Below are 18,577 nucleotides of genomic sequence, written 5' to 3'. Positions count from 1 at the left end.
TCAGGCCTCCATCACGCGTCGCAACGCTTCGCCAACCCGGGCCGGGCCGGGGAAATACGCCCATTCCTGCGCGTGCGGATACGGCGTGTCCCAGCCCGTCGTCCGCTCGACCGGTGCTTCCAGGTGGTAGAAGCAATGCTCCTGGACGAGCGACACCAGTTCCGCGCCATAGCCGCACGTGCGCGTCGCTTCGTGCACCACCACGCAGCGGCCGGTCTTGCGCACCGACGCGACGATCGTGTCCAGATCGACCGGCCACAGCGTGCGCAGGTCGATCACTTCCGCATCGATGCCGGTTTCCTCGGCGGCAGCCAGCGACACGTGGACGGTCGTGCCGTACGTCAGCACCGTCACGTCGTTGCCGGGACGCGCCACGGCGGCCGTATCGAGCGGGATCGTGTAATAGCCTTCCGGCACCGCGCTGCCCGGATGCTTGAGCCACGACGTGACCGGACGCTCGTGATGGCCGTCGAACGGCCCGTTGTACAGGCGCTTCGGCTCGAGGAAGATCACCGGGTCGTCGTTTTCGATCGAGGCGATCAGCAGCCCTTTCGCGTCATACGGATTCGACGGCATCACCGTGCGCAATCCGCAGACCTGCGTGAACATCGCCTCCGGGCTCTGGCTGTGCGTCTGGCCGCCGTAGATGCCGCCGCCGCAGGGCATGCGGATCGTCATCGGCGCGGTGAACTGGCCCGCCGAGCGATAGCGCAGCCGCGCGCCTTCCGACACGATCTGGTCGGACGCCGGGTAGAAGTAGTCCGCGAACTGGATCTCGCAGACGGGCCGCAAGCCGTATGCACCCATCCCGACCGCCGCGCCGACGATCCCGCCTTCCGAGATCGGCGCGTCGAACACGCGCGATTTGCCGTACTTGGCCTGCAGCCCTTCGGTGCAACGGAACACGCCGCCGAAATAGCCGACGTCCTGCCCGAACACCACCACGTCGCCGTCGCGCTCGAGCATCACGTCCATCGCGGAGCGCAGCGCCTGGATCATCGTCATCGGCTGCGCCGATGCCGTCGTCGTTTCATGTCGGGCCATGGTCACGCTCCCAGTTCCTGGCGCTGGCGGCGCAGGTGCGCGGGCAGCTCCTTGTACACGTCGTCGAACATCGACGCCGGCGACGGAATCCGGTCGTCGGCCAGCGTCCCGAACTTCTCCGCTTCCTTCTGCGCGGCGATCACCTCGGCTTCGAGCTCGGCCGTGAGTGCGTCGTGCGCGCTGTCCGACCAGATGCCTTTCGCGATCAGGTGCTGCTTGAAGCGGGCGATCGGATCGCCGAGCGGGAAGTGGGCCCAGTCATCGGCCGGCCGGTACTTCGTCGGATCGTCCGACGTCGAGTGCGCACCGGCGCGGTAGGTCACCCACTCGATCAGCGTCGGGCCGAGATTGCGGCGCGCACGTTCGGCCGCCCAGGTCGATGCCGCGTAGATCGCGAGGAAGTCGTTGCCGTCGACGCGCAGCGACGCGATGCCGCAGCCGACGCCGCGCCCGGCGAAGGTCGTGCCCTCGCCGCCCGCGATCGCCTGGAACGTCGAGATCGCCCACTGGTTGTTGACGACGTTCAGCACGACCGGTGCGCGATACACGTGCGCAAACGTCAGCGCGGTGTGGAAGTCGGCTTCCGCGGTCGCGCCGTCGCCGATCCATGCGGAGGCGATCTTCGTGTCGCCCTTGATCGCCGACGCCATCGCCCAGCCGACCGCCTGGATGAACTGCGTCGCGAGATTGCCGGAAATCGAGAAGAAGCCGGCTTCGCGGTCCGAGTACATCACCGGGAGCTGACGGCCCTTCAGCGGGTCGCCTTCGTTCGACATCAGCTGGCAGATCATCCGTTCGAGCGGCACGTCGCGCGCGATCAGGATGCTTTGCTGGCGGTAGGTCGGGAAGCACATGTCGCCGCGACGCAGCGCCATCGCATGCGCGGCGCCGATCGCCTCTTCGCCGAGGCTCAACATGTAGAACGAGATTTTCTTCTGACGCTGCGCGATCATCATGCGTGCGTCGAAGATGCGGGTCTTGAGCATCGCGCGCAGCCCGGCGATCAGGCGCGCATCGTCGAGATCGGGTGCCCACGGGCCGACGGCTTCGCCGTGGTCGTCGAGCACGCGCACGAGGCTGCGGGCGAGATGGGCGGTGTCCGCCGGCGCAACGTCGATCGGCGGGCGGCGAACCGCGCCGGCCGGCGATAGATGCAGATAGGAAAAATCCGTCTTGCAGCCCGGACGCCCGGTGGGCTCCGGCACATGCAGACGCAATGGCTCTGACAGGCTCATCGTGTCGTCTCCACGCTCGATTGTGTCTCACGCTGATAAAAACGCGCGGCCGGTTTCCGACTCACGCGCGGGCGGGCGCACGGATAAGCACGCCAACCTTGGAAATCTATGCCCTGTGACGCGGAACGTCGATGACCAACCCGCTCGTTCGTCGTGAGCAGATTTGCCATGGCGGATTTAGGCGACGCATGAGCGCGGCCGGCGCGGTCGGCGAAGGACGTGTTTGCGGCGCTGCGCCATCGCCCGGCCGGTGGCGCTCGGGTCGCGCGGACGAACGGATCGGCGCGTGCCGGTCACGTGAGGGGATGAAGCAAAAGACCCCGGGACATCCTGGATCTCCGCGGGGCCTCTTCGGGTACGGGCAGTGCAGTGCCCGGTTGCCGGCTTACGCCGGCGCGCGATCGATCACGCGTCGGGGCGGAAGATGTCGAAGCGGCTGTCGGGCGTCACGTGCGCGTAGGCCGACGGGCCGCCCGCACGAAGAATGATGCCCGCGCCGAACGTGTCGAAGATGCCGTCCTTCAACAGGTCATGGCGGATATGGACGGCGATGACCTCACCCAGCACCAGCGTGGCCGGCGTCTCGACGCCGCGATGATCGCGCAGCCGGATCACGTCGGTCACCTTGCACTCGAAGTTCACGCCGCTTTCCGCGACGCGCGGCACGTTGACGAGACGCGACGCAGTCGCGGTCAGGCCGCCGAGTTCGAACTCGTTCACGTCGTACGGCACGGCCGCGCAAGTCTGGTTCATCCGCTCGGCGAGATCGCGCGTCGCGAGGTTCCAGACGAACTCGCCGGTCTCCTGCACGTTGCGCAGGCTGTCCTTCGCGGCGATGCTCGAAAAGCCGATGATCGGCGGGCGATAGTTGAACGCGTTGAAGAAGCTGTATGGCGCGAGGTTGAGCGTGCCGTCGCTGCCGCGCGATGAGATCCAGCCAATCGGGCGCGGGCCGATGATCGCGTTCAATGGGTCGTGCGGCAGGCCGTGGCCTTGCGACGGTTCGTAATAGTGATGGGTCGAGTCGGTCATGGCGGGTGCTGTTGCGGGAGGCGAAATGCGTTGGAAACGATCGCCGGGCGCGCCCTTGGCGAGGATGGCGAAGGCGTCCGGTGCGGCGTGCGTGCCAGTATCACATGGCGTTGTGTTCGTCGCAGTGATGCGGGCCATGCTCCTTGGCGGCGCCGGCCAGGAATCCATCCCGTCATGGCGAACCCATTCATCGACTCATCGCGCAACAAAAAACCCGCGAGCGCTTCAGTTCTCGCGGGTTTTTCTCAGACCTTGTTCGAATCGCGTCGATGCGATCGATGGTGCCGGGGACCGGACTTGAACCGGCAAGCCAATTAAGGCGGCGGATTTTCGTCACACTGCTTCTTTCGAAGTCGACGTCGTGGAAACGACGCCGTTCGTGCGCTGGACTATGCCTTCGCCGTCGCGCGCGGGCGTGATCACCGCCCGTGCGCCTTAGGCGCCCCCCGTCTAGTCTCTACACCTTCCTCGCGGTAGCCGTGGCCGTGCCGCGAGGCTTGGCTCGGCGTTGCCTCGACGCGCGTCGCGCATCAGGGGTTTCACCGAATTTGAAGGGTTCTGCACCGACCGTTTCCGGCCGGGCACTCAATCGTTTAAGTCCGCTATGTTTACCAATTTCATCACCCCGGCAAAAGGGCGGACGCGATTCTACCATTGCTTGTGCGTGCGCTCACTGATTCACGCGCAGTACCTCGCGATGCAGCATGCCTGCCTACACCGTCTTCGCGCGAATTCATATCGGTATTCGACTTCCGCGCGACACCGCCACCGATTTCATCCCGCAGCGCAGCATCCGCCGATACAATCGAATCCGCCCCGCTCTCCGGGCGTCAAACGTCTGATGTTTGTATCGTGCTTTCTGGCGAAACAGACGTCTCGGGCGTCATCGCGAAGTCACAAACGTTTTCGATAATTTGCCGGCCGAAAACGTTTACATCGCGGAACACCATGCCCCCGACCATCAAGGACGTCGCCGCGCTCGCCGGCTTCTCGATCGCCACCGTCTCGCGCGCGATCAACGCACCGCATACCGTCAGCCCCGCCACGCTGGCGACGATCCGCACCGCCATCGACACATTGCAGTTCCGCCCGAGTCCGCTCGGCCGGCAGTTGCGTGGCGAGCGCACGCGCCTGATCGGCGTGGTCTTGCCGACGCTGTCGAACCCGGTGTTCGCCGACTGTCTGCAAGGCATCGACGAACTCGCGACCGCGGCCGGCTTCAAGCTGATCCTGATGACGACCGAATACGACGCGGCGCGCGAGCGTCACGCGATCGAGACGCTGCGCGAGCAGCGCGTCGAAGGGCTGATCCTGACCGTCGCCGATGCGGACACGCATCCGCTGCTCGACATGCTCGACCGCGACGGCCCGCACTACGTGCTGATGCACAACGACACGCAACGCCGCCCGTCGGTGTCGGTCGACAATCGCAGCGCCGCGTACGACGGCGTCCGTCTGCTGACCGCGCGCGGCCATCGCCGCGTGCTGATGCTGGCCGGCTCGCTCGCCGCCTCGGATCGCGCACGCCAGCGTCATCTCGGCTACGCGCAGGCGCTCGAGGAAGCCGGCGTCGCGACGCTGCCGCCGGTCGAAGTCGACTTCAACGCGACCGAGCTGCCCGACGCGGTGCTCGCGCACCTCACGGCGCAGGCCACGCGCCCGACCGCCCTGTTCTGCAGCAACGACCTGCTCGCGATGGTCGTGATGCGCGGCCTGCGCCGCGCGGGCTTCTCGATTCCCGACGACCTGTCGGTGCTCGGCTTCGACGGCATCGCGATCGGCGAACTGCTCGCGCCGCCGCTCGCGAGCGTCGCGACGCCGAACCGTGACATCGGCCGCCATGCATGGCGCCGCCTCGTCGAATGCATCGGCGGCACGACGATCGAGCGCACGTCGCTGATCCTGCCGCATACGGTGCGCGACGGCGCGACGGTCGCGGCGCCGGCCGCCGACCTGCAGTTGCGCCAAGTCTGAACGCGCGCGCCGCGCCGTCGTGCGCGGCGCGGCGAACTTCCCCTACCCCGCCCGGAGACCCACCGTGTCCTTTCGCCTGACCTCGCTGCTGCGCGTGCTCGCAGCACCGCTCGCCTGCGCCGCGCTCGTCGCGTTCGCCCCCGCGGCCCATGCCGACGAAACCGCGATCTGCTACAACTGCCCGCCCGAATGGGCGGACTGGGCCGCGCAAATCGCGGCGATCAAGCAGAAGACCGGCATCCGCGTGCCGTTCGACAACAAGAACTCGGGCCAGGCGATCGCGCAGCTGATCGCCGAACAGAAGAGCCCGGTCGCCGACGTCGTCTATCTCGGCGTGTCGTCGGCGTTCCAGGCGAAGGACAAGGGCGTGATCGCGCCGTACAAGCCCACGCACTGGAACGACATCCCCGCGAACCTGAAGGACCCGCAAGGCTACTGGTTCGCGATCCATTCGGGCACGCTCGGCTTCTTCGTGAACAAGGACGCGCTCGACGGCAAGCCGGTGCCGCGCTCGTGGGCCGATCTGCTGAAGCCTGAATACAAGGGCATGGTCGGCTACCTCGATCCGTCGAGCGCGTTCGTCGGCTATGCGGGCGCGGTCGCCGTCAACCAGGCGCTCGGCGGCAGCCTCGACAACTTCAAGCCGGCGCTCGACTGGTTCCGCAAGCTGAAGGCGAACGCACCGATCGTGCCGAAGCAGACCGCATATGCCCGCGTGCTGTCGGGCGAGATTCCGATCCTGCTCGACTACGACTTCGACGCGTATCGCGCGAAGTACAAGGATCACGCGAACGTCGAGTTCGTGATTCCGAAGGAAGGCACGATCGCGGTGCCGTACGTGATGAGCCTCGTGAAGGGTGCGCCGCACGATGCGAACGGCAAGAAGGTGCTCGATTTCGTGCTGTCCGACGAAGGCCAGAAGCTGTGGGCCAATGCCTACCTGCGTCCGGTGCGCGCGCAGGCGCTCGGCGCGGACGTCGCCGCGAAGTTCCTGCCGGCGAGCGAATACGCGCGCGCGAAATCGGTCGACTTCGGCAAGATGGCGGCCGGCCAGCAAGCGTTCGGCCTGCAATACCTGCAGGTGATGCAATAAGCGCCTGACCCAAGCCATGCTCGACCTGACTTTCCCGCTGCGCTGGCGCGTCGCCCTCGTCGCGCCGGCGCTCGCGGTGTTCGCCGCGTTCTGGCTGCTGCCGATGGTTTCACTCGTGCAGGTGTCCGCCGACGGCGCGTTCTACACGCAATACGCGGCGCTGCTCGGCAATGCACGCTACATGAAAAGCCTCGGTGAAACGGTCGCGCTGTCGGCCGGCGTCACGCTCGCGACGCTCGCGCTGTCGACGATCTCCGGCCTGCTGCTCGCGCGCCGCGAGTTCGCGGGCAAGCGCGTGCTGCTCGCGCTGCTCACCTTTCCGCTCGCGTTTCCGGGGGTCGTGGTCGGCTTCATGGTGATCATGCTCGCCGGACGGCAGGGGCTGATCGGGATGCTGTCCGCGAAGCTGACCGGCGACAAGTGGGTGTTCGCGTATTCGGTGGCCGGGCTGTTCGTCGGGTACCTGTACTTCTCGATTCCGCGCGTGATCGTCACCGTGATCGCGGCCGCGTCGAAGCTCGATGCGTCGCTCGAGGAAGCCGCGCGCTCGCTCGGCGCATCGCCGTGGCGCATCTTCGTCGACATCGTGCTGCCGGCGCTCGCGCCGGGCCTGATCGCGGCCGGCGCGATCTGCTTCGCGACCGCGATGGGCGCGTTCGGCACGGCGTTCACGCTCGCCACCGACCTGAACGTGCTGCCGATGACGATCTACACCGAGTTCACGCTGAACGCGAACATCGCGACGGCGGCCGGCCTGTCGATCGTGCTCGGCATCGTCACGTGGGCCGTGCTCGCGCTCGCGCGCCGGTTCACCGGCCACACCGCCGCCGCCGCGGCCTGAGGATCCCTTCATGCAATCGCTTTCCGGTTCGTCCGCGCCGTCGCCGGCGCCCGCTCCATCGCATGCGAACGGCGCCGCCCGGCGCGCGCCGCGCGTGTCGGGCGCGCGCGCGATCGCCGCGCTGCAATGGGGCGTCACGCTGCTGCTGTGCGCGTTCCTGATCGTGCCCGTGGTGATGTCGGTGCTCGCGGGCCTCACCGTCAACTATTTCCGCGGCTTGTCGAGCGGCCTCACGCTGCGCTGGCTCGAACAGGTGTGGCAGCAATACCAGGGCTCGGTCGCGCTGTCGCTCGGCGTCGCGTTCGCGACGCTCGCGATCGTGCTCGCCGTCGGCGTGCCGGCCGGCTATGCGCTCGCGCGCAGCAAGAGCCGCGTCGCGCGCGTGATCGAGGAAGCGCTCGTGCTGCCGGTCGCGCTGCCGGGCCTCGCGTCGGCGCTCGCGCTGCTGGTCGTGTACGGCGGCTTCATCGCGTTCCGGATGAGCCTGTGGTTCATCGTCGTCGGCCACGTCGTGTTCACGCTGCCGTTCATGGTGCGCGCGGTCGCGGCGGTTGCGGCCGGTGCCGACCTGCGCACGCTCGAGGAAGGCGCGGCGAGCCTCGGCGCGTCGTTCGTCACGCGTTTCGTCACGATCGTGCTGCCGAACCTGCGCCCCGGCATCGTCGCGGGCGCGCTCGCGGTGCTCACGCTGTCGATCGGCGAATTCAACCTGACGTGGATGCTGCATACGCCCGATACCAAGACGCTGCCCGTCGGCCTCGCCGATACCTACGCATCGCTGCGGCTCGAAGTCGGCAGCGCGTACACGATCGTGTTCCTGCTGATGACGCTGCCGCTGCTCGTCGCGATGCAGTGGCTCGGCGTCGATCCGTCCGGCACGCGCGCGGTGAAGCGCCGCGCGCGCTGATCCCGCGCAAAAATTATCGCCCCCATGAAACTCGATTCCACACCCATCACCCTGACCCGCTGCGCGAAGACGTTCCGCGGCACGCGCGTGCTCGAACCGCTCGACCTGTCGATCGGCGCGGGCGAGACGCTCGTCCTGCTCGGCCCGTCGGGCTGCGGCAAGACGACGACGCTGCGCCTGATCGCCGGCCTCGATACGCCGGATGCCGGCGGCACGATCGCGTTCGGCACCGACGACGTGACCGCGCTTCCGATCGAGCGCCGCCAGGTCGGCATGGTGTTCCAGAACTACGCGCTGTTCCCGAACCTGACGGTGCGCGGCAACGTCGGCTATGGGCTGAAGATCCGCAAGACCGAGCCGCGCGCGCTGCGCGAGCGCGTCGACGAACTGCTGGCGATGATGCGGCTCGACGCGCATGCGGACAAACCGGTCGATCAGCTGTCGGGCGGCCAGCGCCAGCGGGTCGCGCTGGCGCGCGCGCTCGCGGTGCGCCCGCGCGTGCTGCTGCTCGACGAGCCGCTGACCGCGCTCGACGCGAAGCTGCGCGACGTGCTGCGCCGCGAGATGAACGCGCTGTTGCGCGAGCTCGGCGTGACGACCGTGTACGTGACGCACGACCAGGCCGAGGCCATGGAGCTCGGCGACCGGATCGTCGTGATGGGCGCGGGCCGCATCGAGCAGATCGGCACGCCGCGCGACATCTACTACCGGCCGGCGAACCGCACGGTCGCGCAGTTCATCGGCACGCTGAACCGGCTTGCGGGACAATGGCGTGACGGCGCGCTCGTGACGACCGGCGGTTCGATCGTCACGCCGCACGCCGCCGACGAATGGTTCTTCCGCCCGGAGGACGCACGGCTCGCCGATCCCGCGCATGCGCCGCTGCGCGGCGCGATCGGCGCGTGCGCGTTCCTCGGCGAGCGCACGCGGCTCACGATCGAGCAGGCGGCGCCCGACGCGCTCGTGATCGACGTGCCGGGCCGCATCGAGCTCGCACGCGGCACGGCGGTCGGCATCGCGATCGCGGCGGAAGGCCTGATCGCACTCGCCGCGTAATAGCGCCCCACGATAGCCAGACACTCCGAGGAACGACGATGCTGCTTGCTCAAATCAGCGATCTCCACATCAAGCGTCCGGGCCAGCTCGCGTACCGGCGCGTCGACACGGCCGCCGCGCTCGCGCGCTGCATCGCGAAGCTGAACGCGCTGGTGCCGCGGCCGGACGCGGTGCTCGTCACCGGCGACCTGACCGACTTCGGCCACGACGACGAATACCGCCATCTGCGCGAACTGCTCGCGCCGCTCGAGATTCCGTATTACCTGATGGTCGGCAATCACGACGACCGTGCGGGGCTGCGCCGCGCGTTCGCCGATCGCCCCGAATTGCACGACGGCGAGTTCGTGCAGTACGCGCTCGACGTCGGCGCCGTGCGCGTGCTCGCGCTCGATTCGCAGGTGCCCGGCACGAGCGGCGGCGACCTGTGCGATGCGCGGCTCGCGTGGCTCGCCGCTCAGCTCGAGGCCGCGGGCGAGCGGCCGGTGATCGTCGCGCTGCATCACCCGCCGTTCACGTCCGGGATCGGACACATGGACGCGCTGCGCCTCGCGCCCGCCGCCGCCGCGAAACTCGATGCGCTGCTGCGCGGCTATCCGAACGTCGAACGCGTGCTGTGCGGCCACGTACACCGGACGATGTTCACGCGCTTCGGCGGCACGCTTGCGTCGGCCGTGCCGGCGCCCGCCCATCAGGTCGCGTTCGACCTGCGCGCGGACGGGCCGTCCGCGTTCCGGCTCGAGCCGCCCGCGTTCGCGGTGCACGTCCATACGCCGGACATGGGGATGACGTCCCACCACGTGTATGTGGACGAAGGCGACGGGCCTTATCCGTTCTACGAGCCGAGCGGCGAGCTGGTCGACTGACGGCGCGCATCGCGTGCGCATGACGGGCGGCTGCGGCCAGCCGTGGCGCGTCGCGTGCTGAGCGCGCCAATAGCGGTCGCTCGCGGCCCGTCATGCCGCGAGTGCGCCGGCCGGCCGCCTGACTGCCCGGCCATCCGGCTCCCCGCCCGGCAGGATTCACGGTGCTCCGGTATGATCGGCACCCTCGATCGGCGCCCGGCCGCCAGCACAACGCCGCTGCGCCGCGCGCCACGCCGTCCAATTCCGTTCCGTTGCCGCCATGCCCGCCGCCCCCACCGACCGTCCGACCGACACCGCCTCGCCCCACTACTCGCGCAGCCTGCTGTTGCTGCTCGCGACGATCGCCGGCGTGTCGGTCGCGAACATCTATTACAACCAGCCGCTGCTCGACAGCTTCCGCTCGGCCTTTCCCGACGGTGCGTCGTGGATCGGCGCGGTGCCGACCGCGACACAGCTCGGCTATGCGGCCGGGATGTTCCTGCTGGCGCCGCTCGGCGACCGTTTCGATCGCCGCGGCCTGATCCTGATGCAGATCGCAGGCCTGTCGATCGCGCTGATCGTCGCCGCGACGGCGCCCACACTGGCGGTGCTCGCCGCGGCGAGCCTCGCGATCGGCGTGCTCGCGACGATCGCGCAGCAGGCCGTGCCGTTCGCGGCCGAGATCGCGCCGCCGGCCGAGCGCGGGCATGCGGTCGGCACCGTGATGAGCGGTCTGCTGATCGGGATCCTGCTCGCCCGCACGGCAGCCGGCTTCGTGGCCGAATATTTCGGCTGGCGGGCGGTGTTCGGCGCGTCGGTCGCGGCGCTCGTCGCGCTGGCCGCGGTGATCGTGCTGCGACTGCCGCGCAGCTCGCCGACGTCGACGCTGCCGTACGGCAAGCTGCTCGGCTCGATGTGGCACCTGGCGGTCGAATTGCGCGGGCTGCGCGAGGCGTCGCTGACGGGCGCCGCGCTGTTCGCCGCGTTCAGCGCGTTCTGGCCGGTGCTCACGCTGCTGCTCGCCGGCGCGCCGTTCCATCTCGGCCCGCAGGCCGCCGGCCTGTTCGGGATCGTCGGTGCGGCCGGCGCGCTGGCCGCGCCTTACGCGGGCCGTTTCGCGGACAAGCGCGGCCCGCGCGCGATCATCTCGCTCGCGATCGCGTTGCTGGCGGCGTCGTTCGTGATTTTTGCGCTGTCGGGAAAAAGCCTCGTCGGGCTCGTGATCGGCGTGATCGTGCTGGATGTCGGCGTGCAGGCCGCGCAGATCTCGAACCAGTCGCGCATCTACGCGCTGAAGCCCGAGGCGCGCAGCCGCGTGAACACCGTGTACATGGTGTGCTACTTCATCGGCGGCGCGCTCGGCTCATCGGTCGGTGTCGTCGCATGGCGCGCGTTCGGCTGGACCGGCTTGTGCGCGGCCGGCCTGCTGTTTACCGCGCTCGCCGGCTGGTTCCACCATCGCGGCACCCGGCACGGCTGAGCACGGCCGGGCGCGCCGGCATCACGCGTCGGCGCGCGTCGCGGCCGGTTCGTCGGCGGGCGGCGGCGTGAATGCCGGTGCGGGTTCGATGACGGCCGCCGGGTCCACGACCGCACCCGGTACCGGCACCGCAAGCGGCACCGCCGACGGCGTGAGGATCGGCGCCGGATCCGGCATCGCAGGCTGATCCGGTGCGAACGCGGCACCCGCTGCCGATTCGGTCGCCACGGCCGTCACGGCCGGCGCGGCCGGCGCTGCGTCGGCTGCCGCGCGGGCCGCGGGCCGGCGCGCGGGGTCGAACAGGAACGACAGCCCGACGCTGCCGAGGATCGCGACCGTCGCGATCACGGTCGCCTTCGTCACGGGTTCCCCGAGCATCAGCGCGCCGAGCGCGACCGCGACGATCGGGTTCACGTACATGCAGCTGCTGGCGATGATCGGGCTCGTATGGCGGATCAGGTAGCCGTACGCGACATACGCGGCCATCGTGCAGAACACCATCAGATACAGGAACGCGAACACCGGGGCGGCCGCAACCTGCTCGATGCGCTCGCCGATCAACCAGGCGGCGATCGTCGACATCAGGCCGCCCAGGCCGATCTGCAGCGATGTCGACAGGAACAGGTCCGACGGCAGCTTGAGCCGCGTCGCGAGATGCGCGCCGCCCGCCCAGAACAGCGCGCCGGCCAGCACGCAGATCGTGCCGAGCGCCGAGTTCGCGGCGGCCGCGCCGCCCGAATTCAGCACGACGATGCCGACCATCCCGAGCGCGACGGCCGACCACTCGCCCTTCGTCACCGGACGCCCGGCAACCGCCGCGATCACGGTCGCGAACAGCGGCACCGTGGCGACCATCACCGCGGCCGAACCGCTGCTGACCGTGCGCATCCCGAGCGCGATCGTGCCGGACGACAGCGCGACCAGCATCGTGCCGACGATCGCCGAGTTGCGGATTTCCAGCAGCGTCGGCCATTCGGGCTTGCGCCGCAGCGCGAAGATGAACAGGCCGATCCCGCCGAGCAGGTTGCGCAGCCCCGACAGCAGCAGCGGCGGGAACGACTGCAGCGCGAAATGCAGGCCGCTGTAGGTCGAACCCCAGACAAAATAGATGAAGACCAGCGCCAGCGCGACGCGGCCGCCGCGGCTTTGCGGCAGGCGGATCCGGATCGGCAGGCGGGCGAAGAAATCGAGGAGGCGGTCGAGCGGCGTCATCGTTCAGCCCACCCGCACGATGGATCGCGTGCTCCGCTGAAAAACGCCGGCGATGCCGGCAAACGGTCCGGACGGGACCAGGAAGGCGGAAGCGAACGTGCGGAACGACATGGCAGTGCGAACGGCGACGAAATGAAAACCGGCAAGCGGCGGCAGAGGGTCAAAAAAACGTGCGCGAACCGCTTCGGCTGCGCACGCCTGACATTATGGCATTACCGATTCGAAAGCATCGTCAGACCTGTCTGAAAGGATATCGACTGATGTTTCGGCGCGACATTTTTCGGCCTCCGGACCAACCGAATCCGGAGCCGGATACCCGCCGCACGGGCGTTTCGGGCCTCTGCGCAACCCTCTTCCGCAATCGCGAACCAACCATCGGCCTGACGGCCAGTCATGCGTATCGCGCGTCGCTTCGCGCTTATCGTGACGGTCAGGCAGGCCCGTCCCGGGTCGCCGACATCCCTTCCTGCGACCTGCCCACTTCCATACAATATTTTGTATAATTCCATCATTCTCCCGCCGAAGCCGGTTGTCTTCGTCGGCAACGCACTCGACGAGCTTCGCGGTTTTCCGCTGGCCGCGCGTCGCGACGCCGGCCACCAGATCGACCAGGTGCAACGCGGCCTGGTCGCCCGCCGCTATCGGACACTGATGATAGAGAGGCAACGATGACCAATGAACGCCATGCGAGCGTGTGGGACGCGATCGAAGGCCAGCCGGCCGAGGCCGAAAACATGAAGCTGCGTTCCGAACTGATGATCGCGCTCAAGCAGCGCATCGCGCAACTCGAACTCAGCCAGGCGCAGGCCGCGAAGCAGCTTGGCGTCACGCAGCCGCGCGTGTCCGATCTGCTGCGCGGCAAGATCAACCTGTTCGGGCTCGACGCGCTCGTGAACATGGCCGCGGCGGTCGGCCTGCGCGTCGATCTGCAGGTGCGCGAATCCGCCTGACGTACCTGACGCAGCGTGAACGCACGGCGGCGGGCCCCGGCGTGCGCCCCCGCCGCTTCACGATCCGCCGAACCAGTTGTATCCCTGATCGACCCAGTAACCGCCCGGGTAGGTATCGGTCACGAAGATTTCCATGATGTGCTTCGGATTCTTGTAGCCGAGCTTGGTCGGCATTCGCAGCTTCATCGGAAAGCCGAATTCCGGCGGCAGGCGGCGGCCGTCGTAGTCGAATGCGAGCAGCGTCTGCGGATGCAGCGCGGTCGGCATGTCGATGCTCTCGTAGTAGTCGTCCGCGCATTTGAAACCGACGTATTTCGCGTGCGTATCGGCACCGGCACGCGCAAGAAACGCGCCGAACGGCGTGCCGCCCCAGCGGCCGATGGCGCTCCATCCTTCCACGCAGATGTGCCGCGTGATCTGCTCCGCGTGCGGCAGCGCATACAGTTCGTCGAGCGTCCACACGCGCTTGCCCGTCACGCGGCCCGACAGCACGAGCCGGTACGTCGACGCGTCGACGTGCGGCACGTCGTCGATGCCGTAGTACGCGTTGAACGGGAACGGCCGCGTGATGTCGGCTTCGGTATAGGTCGGCGCGAGCCGCGCGCCGCTGAATAGCCAGGCCTGCACGCGATCGTTCATGCGCGACACCTGCTCGAGGAACGGATTGACCGACGCGTCGTCCTGCAGCGTGCAGCCGGTCAGCATCGTCAGCCCGCCGAGTGTCAGGATGCGCCGGTTGAACAGCCGCCGCGACGGCATGTCCAGCTCGCGACGCACGTCGAGCTCGAGCGACTGGCGGTCGAGCGTCCAGCGCGAACCGTCGCGCTTGATTTCGGATTCCGACATGATGATTTCCTTCGCCCGGATTTGACGGGTCAGCGCCCGCGCAGCATCGCGAGCAGCGAGCGCGGCACCAGCAGCGCCATCGCGACGTGCACGACGAAGAACGCCACGAGCAGCGACATCGCCCAGAAATGCACGACGCGCGCGTTGTCGTAACCGCCGAACAGTTCGCGCAGCAGCGGAAACTGCACCGACTTCCAGATCGTCAGCCCCGACAGCACCAGCACGATCAGATCGACGATCGCGACCAGGTACGCGGCACGCTGCACCGCGTTGTAGACGTTCAAATCGTCGTGCGCGAGCCGGCCGCGCAACGCGCCGCGCACGTCGCGCCACACGGACGCCGGCGTGACGGGCAGCATCTTGCGCGCGAGTCGTCCGGTCGCGATCGCCATCGTCAGGTAGAACAGCCCGTTGCCGACGAGCAGCCACATCGCCGCGAAGTGCCATTGCAGCGCGCCGCCGAGCCAGCCGCCGAGCGTGATGCCGTGCGCAAACGCGAACGGCGGATAGATCGGCGACGCATCGTAGATGCGCCAGCCGGACAGCACCATCAGGATGGCCGCGAGCGCGTTGAGCCAATGGCTCACGCGCACCCACGGCGGATGGATCGGGGGCGCGGGCGGCGTGGCGGCCGTGCGCGTGGTGGCGGGAACGGTTGGCATGAAGAGGACTCCCGGAACGCTGCGACGAAACGAAACGAGACAAAACGAGACGCGGACGGGCGGCCGTCGTCAAGCACACGCGCCGACCGCCCCTCCTGTCCGGCGCCGTCAGTTCGACGGCGCCATCTTGTCGCCCGACGACTTGCCCATCGCGTCGTGCGACATCGCGTCCTTCTTCATCGCATGCTTCTTCATGGCGCCCTTCTTCATCGCGCCGTCCTTCGCCATCGCATCGTGGCCCATCGCGTCCTTCGACATCGACGAACCGTTTTGCGACATCGCGTCGCTCTGCGCGTACGCGCCCGCGGTGATCGTGGCGAAAGCGGCAACGCAAGCGGCAATCAGTACCTTTTTCATGACATCTCTCCAAGACATGGGTTCAAGGAGCCGAATAGACGGACGACGTCGCGGAAAATGACAGCCGCTGCGAAAATTTCTTTTGAGCGCGTGCGAAGGCGCGTCATGTTGCACCGCTTCGCCGCGGGCGGCCACGCCGTGAGGCCATGCGGCGGCGGCGCGCGCGGCCATTTCGACGGGCCATCGCATCGCCCGCGCTGTGGCGACCGCACCGGGGCAGCCGATCCTCTCCCGGTTGAAACCGCCGCCAAGCCGGTGTATCGTGTGCCCTTGCTAACGCGGGGGTCCTGCAATGCGCTTGGTCAAACAACCGGCATTGCGGGTGAGAAATACCCTTAGAACCTGATCTGGATAATGCCAGCGCAGGGAAGCGTACGGATTTCGCCGCCATCCTTCTGACGAAATCCGCCGCCTCGTCAAACCTCGTCTCCTGCTTAGCTCGAGCCCCACATTCGTCAAGGGCTCCGGGCAAGCGCCGAAGCGCGTGTCCGGCGCTCACACAGGAGATTGCATGAACGCCAATCCGAAGTTTCTGTCCGCCGACGCTCATGTCGATGCCGCGGCCGTCGCCCCGCTTCCGAATTCGCGCAAGGTCTACGTGACCGGCTCGCAGCCCGACATCCGCGTGCCGATGCGCGAAATCACGCAGGCCGACACCCCGACCGGCTTCGGCGGCGAAAAGAATCCGCCGATCTACGTGTACGACACGTCGGGCCCGTACACCGATCCGGACGCGAAGATCGACATCCGCGCGGGCCTGCCCGCGCTGCGCCAGGGCTGGATCGAAGCGCGCGGCGACACCGAGGTGCTCGACGGCCTGTCGAGCCAGTACGGCCTCGAGCGCGCGGCCGATCCGGCCACCGCCGAGCTTCGGTTCCCGGGTTTGCACCGCAATCCGCGCCGCGCCCAGCCGGGCAAGAACGTCACGCAGATGCACTACGCGCGTCAAGGCATCATCACGCCGGAAATGGAATACATCGCGATCCGCGAGAACCAGCGCCGCGCCGAGTACATCGAGAGCCTGAAGTCGAGCGGCCCGAACGGCGCGAAGCTCGCCGCGATGATGGGCCGCCAGCATCCGGGCCAGGCGTTCGGCGCCGCGGCCTTCGGCGCGAACGCGCTCGCCGAGATCACCCCCGAATTCGTGCGCGACGAAATCGCGCGCGGCCGCGCGATCATCCCCGCGAACATCAACCACCCGGAATCCGAGCCGATGATCATCGGCCGCAACTTCCTCGTGAAGATCAACGCGAACATCGGCAACTCGGCCGTCACGTCGTCGATCGGCGAGGAAGTCGACAAGATGACGTGGGCGATCCGCTGGGGCGGCGACACGGTGATGGACCTGTCGACCGGCAAGCACATCCATGAAACGCGCGAGTGGATCATCCGCAACAGCCCGGTGCCGATCGGCACGGTGCCGATCTACCAGGCGCTGGAAAAGGTCAACGGCAAGGCCGAGGATCTCACCTGGGAAATCTTCCGCGACACGCTGATCGAGCAGGCCGAGCAAGGCGTCGACTACTTCACGATCCACGCGGGCGTGCGCCTGCAGTACGTGCCGCTCACCGCGAACCGGATGACGGGCATCGTGTCGCGCGGCGGCTCGATCATGGCGAAGTGGTGCCTCGCGCATCACAAGGAAAGCTTCCTGTACGAACACTTCGAAGAGATCTGCGAGATCATGAAGGCGTACGACGTGAGCTTCTCGCTCGGCGACGGCCTGCGCCCCGGCTCGATCTACGACGCGAACGACGAAGCGCAGCTCGGCGAACTGAAGACGCTCGGCGAACTCACGCAGATCGCGTGGAAGCACGACGTGCAGGTGATGATCGAAGGCCCCGGCCACGTGCCGATGCAGCTGATCAAGGAGAACATGGATCTCCAGCTCGACTGGTGCAAGGAAGCGCCGTTCTACACGCTCGGGCCGCTGACCACCGATATCGCACCGGGCTACGACCACATCACGTCGGGCATCGGCGCTGCGATGATCGGCTGGTTCGGCACCGCGATGCTGTGCTACGTGACGCCGAAGGAGCACCTCGGGCTGCCGAACAAGGACGACGTGAAGGAAGGGATCATCACGTACAAGCTCGCCGCGCACGCGGCCGACCTCGCCAAGGGTCACCCGGGCGCGCAGGTGCGCGACAACGCGCTGTCGAAGGCGCGTTTCGAGTTCCGCTGGGAAGACCAGTTCAACATCGGCCTCGATCCGGACAAGGCGCGCGAATTCCACGACGAAACGCTGCCGAAGGATTCGGCAAAGGTCGCGCACTTCTGCTCGATGTGCGGCCCGCACTTCTGCTCGATGAAGATCACGCAGGACGTGCGCGAGTTCGCGGCGCAGCAGGGCGTGTCGGAAACCGAAGCGCTGAAGAAGGGGATGGAGGTCAAGGCGGTCGAGTTCGTGAAGACCGGCGCCGAGATCTATCACCGCCAGTAAGCCGCCAAGTGGCCGCGGCGGTCCGCCCGGACCGCATCGCGATGCACGGCAAAAGCCCGCTTTCGAGCGGGCTTTTTTGCGCGCCGTCGCACGCCACGTGCCTGCCGGCACAAGGGAAACAATTGATTACGAAACCGCTCGAGGCTTAACAAGTCCTTACAGCAGCCTTATGGAGCGGCGCGTAAATTGGGGTTATGTGCGGCCGACAGCCGGTCGTGCGTTCCTCCGTTCACTACCACAAGGACAATGATCATGAGCTATTCGATTCGGCGTTTTGGGGTATGCGCGCTGCTCGTCGCGACGGTGGCCAGCCTGTCGGCCTGCGATTCGATGACACGACGCCAGCGCGATACGGCAATCGGCGCGGGTGTCGGCGGGGTGGCCGGCGCGGCGATCGGCGGCAACGCGCTGTCGACGCTGGGCGGCGCGGCGGCCGGCGGCCTCATCGGCAACCAGGTCGGCAAGTAAGCCGGCCCGCCGTTCGCGCGACGCGCGGCACCGGTGGGCACGTTTCGGCCAGACGGCGTTTCCGCGATGCGGAAGCGCCGTTTTTGCATCCGGCGACGGGGTTCGCGCCAGCGCGCCGGATCGGCCGCGGAAATG

18 protein-coding genes and 1 riboswitch are annotated in these 18,577 nt (G+C 67.8%); of the genes, 11 read left to right on the top strand and 7 right to left on the bottom strand.

The window, feature by feature from the left end; all coding sequences use genetic code 11:
• The 3 genes from ACTJKF_RS19605 to ACTJKF_RS19595 all read right to left on the bottom strand — a co-directional run bounded on the left by ACTJKF_RS19605 (position 1) and on the right by ACTJKF_RS19595 (position 3,311).
• Positions 1–1,044 (bottom strand): alpha-ketoacid dehydrogenase subunit beta, encoded by a 1,044-nt coding sequence (locus ACTJKF_RS19605; RefSeq protein ID WP_440625317.1) that lies wholly within the window; start codon positions 1,042–1,044, stop codon positions 1–3.
• A gap of 2 nt (positions 1,045–1,046) precedes the next feature.
• Entirely contained in the window at positions 1,047–2,279 is a 1,233-nt protein-coding gene (locus tag ACTJKF_RS19600) for a 3-methyl-2-oxobutanoate dehydrogenase (2-methylpropanoyl-transferring) subunit alpha (protein WP_440625315.1), read from the bottom strand.
• 405 nt (positions 2,280–2,684) lie between these two features.
• Positions 2,685–3,311: a flavin reductase family protein gene (locus tag ACTJKF_RS19595; RefSeq protein WP_440625314.1), complete on the bottom strand. Its 627-nt coding sequence runs from the start codon at positions 3,309–3,311 to the stop codon at positions 2,685–2,687.
• A 948-nt stretch (positions 3,312–4,259) separates the two neighbouring features.
• On the opposite strand from ACTJKF_RS19595, the gene ACTJKF_RS19590 reads away from it, so the two are divergent.
• The 7 genes from ACTJKF_RS19590 to ACTJKF_RS19560 all read left to right on the top strand — a co-directional run bounded on the left by ACTJKF_RS19590 (position 4,260) and on the right by ACTJKF_RS19560 (position 11,504).
• Positions 4,260–5,285, top strand: coding sequence for a LacI family DNA-binding transcriptional regulator (locus ACTJKF_RS19590; RefSeq protein WP_440625312.1), 1,026 nt, complete (start codon positions 4,260–4,262; stop codon positions 5,283–5,285).
• A 64-nt stretch (positions 5,286–5,349) separates the two neighbouring features.
• Positions 5,350–6,378 carry an ABC transporter substrate-binding protein gene (locus ACTJKF_RS19585; RefSeq protein ID WP_440625310.1) on the top strand — a complete coding sequence of 343 codons (1,029 nt, stop codon included), beginning with the start codon at positions 5,350–5,352 and terminating at the stop codon, positions 6,376–6,378.
• Between the two features lie 16 nt (positions 6,379–6,394).
• The gene (locus ACTJKF_RS19580; protein ID WP_440625308.1) at positions 6,395–7,219 is read left to right on the top strand and encodes an ABC transporter permease; all 825 of its coding nucleotides are present in this window, start codon (positions 6,395–6,397) and stop codon (positions 7,217–7,219) included.
• 10 nt (positions 7,220–7,229) lie between these two features.
• A complete protein-coding gene (locus ACTJKF_RS19575; protein ID WP_440625306.1) occupies positions 7,230–8,126 on the top strand; it encodes an ABC transporter permease in 897 nt (298 codons plus the stop codon).
• A 24-nt stretch (positions 8,127–8,150) separates the two neighbouring features.
• A complete protein-coding gene (locus tag ACTJKF_RS19570; protein ID WP_440625304.1) occupies positions 8,151–9,182 on the top strand; it encodes an ABC transporter ATP-binding protein in 1,032 nt (343 codons plus the stop codon).
• A gap of 38 nt (positions 9,183–9,220) precedes the next feature.
• Positions 9,221–10,045 carry a phosphodiesterase gene (locus tag ACTJKF_RS19565; RefSeq protein ID WP_440625301.1) on the top strand — a complete coding sequence of 275 codons (825 nt, stop codon included), beginning with the start codon at positions 9,221–9,223 and terminating at the stop codon, positions 10,043–10,045.
• A gap of 259 nt (positions 10,046–10,304) precedes the next feature.
• Complete coding sequence (locus tag ACTJKF_RS19560) at positions 10,305–11,504, top strand: MFS transporter (RefSeq protein ID WP_440625300.1); 1,200 nt, start codon at positions 10,305–10,307, stop codon at positions 11,502–11,504.
• A 21-nt stretch (positions 11,505–11,525) separates the two neighbouring features.
• Here ACTJKF_RS19560 and ACTJKF_RS19555 read toward each other — a convergent pair whose 3' ends face one another.
• Complete coding sequence (locus ACTJKF_RS19555) at positions 11,526–12,716, bottom strand: EamA family transporter (RefSeq protein ID WP_440625298.1); 1,191 nt, start codon at positions 12,714–12,716, stop codon at positions 11,526–11,528.
• A 393-nt stretch (positions 12,717–13,109) separates the two neighbouring features.
• On the opposite strand from ACTJKF_RS19555, the gene ACTJKF_RS19550 reads away from it, so the two are divergent.
• Together ACTJKF_RS19550 and ACTJKF_RS19545 are read left to right on the top strand one after the other, a co-directional pair.
• The gene (locus ACTJKF_RS19550) at positions 13,110–13,388 is read left to right on the top strand and encodes a hypothetical protein (protein WP_440625296.1); all 279 of its coding nucleotides are present in this window, start codon (positions 13,110–13,112) and stop codon (positions 13,386–13,388) included.
• Entirely contained in the window at positions 13,385–13,666 is a 282-nt protein-coding gene (locus ACTJKF_RS19545) for a helix-turn-helix domain-containing protein (RefSeq protein ID WP_440625294.1), read from the top strand. The genes ACTJKF_RS19550 and ACTJKF_RS19545 overlap by 4 nt, the downstream gene beginning before the upstream one ends.
• Positions 13,667–13,723: 57 nt before the next feature.
• Here the strand turns inward: ACTJKF_RS19545 and ACTJKF_RS19540 are convergent, their stop codons facing one another.
• From ACTJKF_RS19540 to ACTJKF_RS19530, 3 genes are all read right to left on the bottom strand, one after another.
• The gene (locus ACTJKF_RS19540; protein WP_440625292.1) at positions 13,724–14,512 is read right to left on the bottom strand and encodes a molybdopterin-dependent oxidoreductase; all 789 of its coding nucleotides are present in this window, start codon (positions 14,510–14,512) and stop codon (positions 13,724–13,726) included.
• A 29-nt stretch (positions 14,513–14,541) separates the two neighbouring features.
• Complete coding sequence (locus ACTJKF_RS19535; protein WP_440625290.1) at positions 14,542–15,174, bottom strand: cytochrome b/b6 domain-containing protein; 633 nt, start codon at positions 15,172–15,174, stop codon at positions 14,542–14,544.
• A gap of 108 nt (positions 15,175–15,282) precedes the next feature.
• The gene (locus ACTJKF_RS19530; protein WP_440625289.1) at positions 15,283–15,531 is read right to left on the bottom strand and encodes a pentapeptide MXKDX repeat protein; all 249 of its coding nucleotides are present in this window, start codon (positions 15,529–15,531) and stop codon (positions 15,283–15,285) included.
• Between the two features lie 270 nt (positions 15,532–15,801).
• Positions 15,802–15,918, top strand: a riboswitch (TPP riboswitch).
• A 124-nt stretch (positions 15,919–16,042) separates the two neighbouring features.
• On the opposite strand from ACTJKF_RS19530, the gene thiC reads away from it, so the two are divergent.
• Positions 16,043–17,974 carry a phosphomethylpyrimidine synthase ThiC gene (gene thiC, locus ACTJKF_RS19525; RefSeq protein WP_440625288.1) on the top strand — a complete coding sequence of 644 codons (1,932 nt, stop codon included), beginning with the start codon at positions 16,043–16,045 and terminating at the stop codon, positions 17,972–17,974.
• 252 nt (positions 17,975–18,226) lie between these two features.
• Positions 18,227–18,442, top strand: a complete 216-nt coding sequence (locus tag ACTJKF_RS19520) for a glycine zipper 2TM domain-containing protein (protein WP_440625286.1) — start codon at positions 18,227–18,229, stop codon at positions 18,440–18,442.
• Positions 18,443–18,577 lie beyond the last annotated feature (135 nt).

The organism is Burkholderia sp. 22313, assembly GCF_052045245.1.
Taxonomy (GTDB): Bacteria; Pseudomonadota; Gammaproteobacteria; order Burkholderiales; family Burkholderiaceae; genus Burkholderia.
The sequence above is the reverse complement of the archived record's forward strand: the minus strand, read 5'-3'. Positions and strand labels throughout refer to the sequence as shown.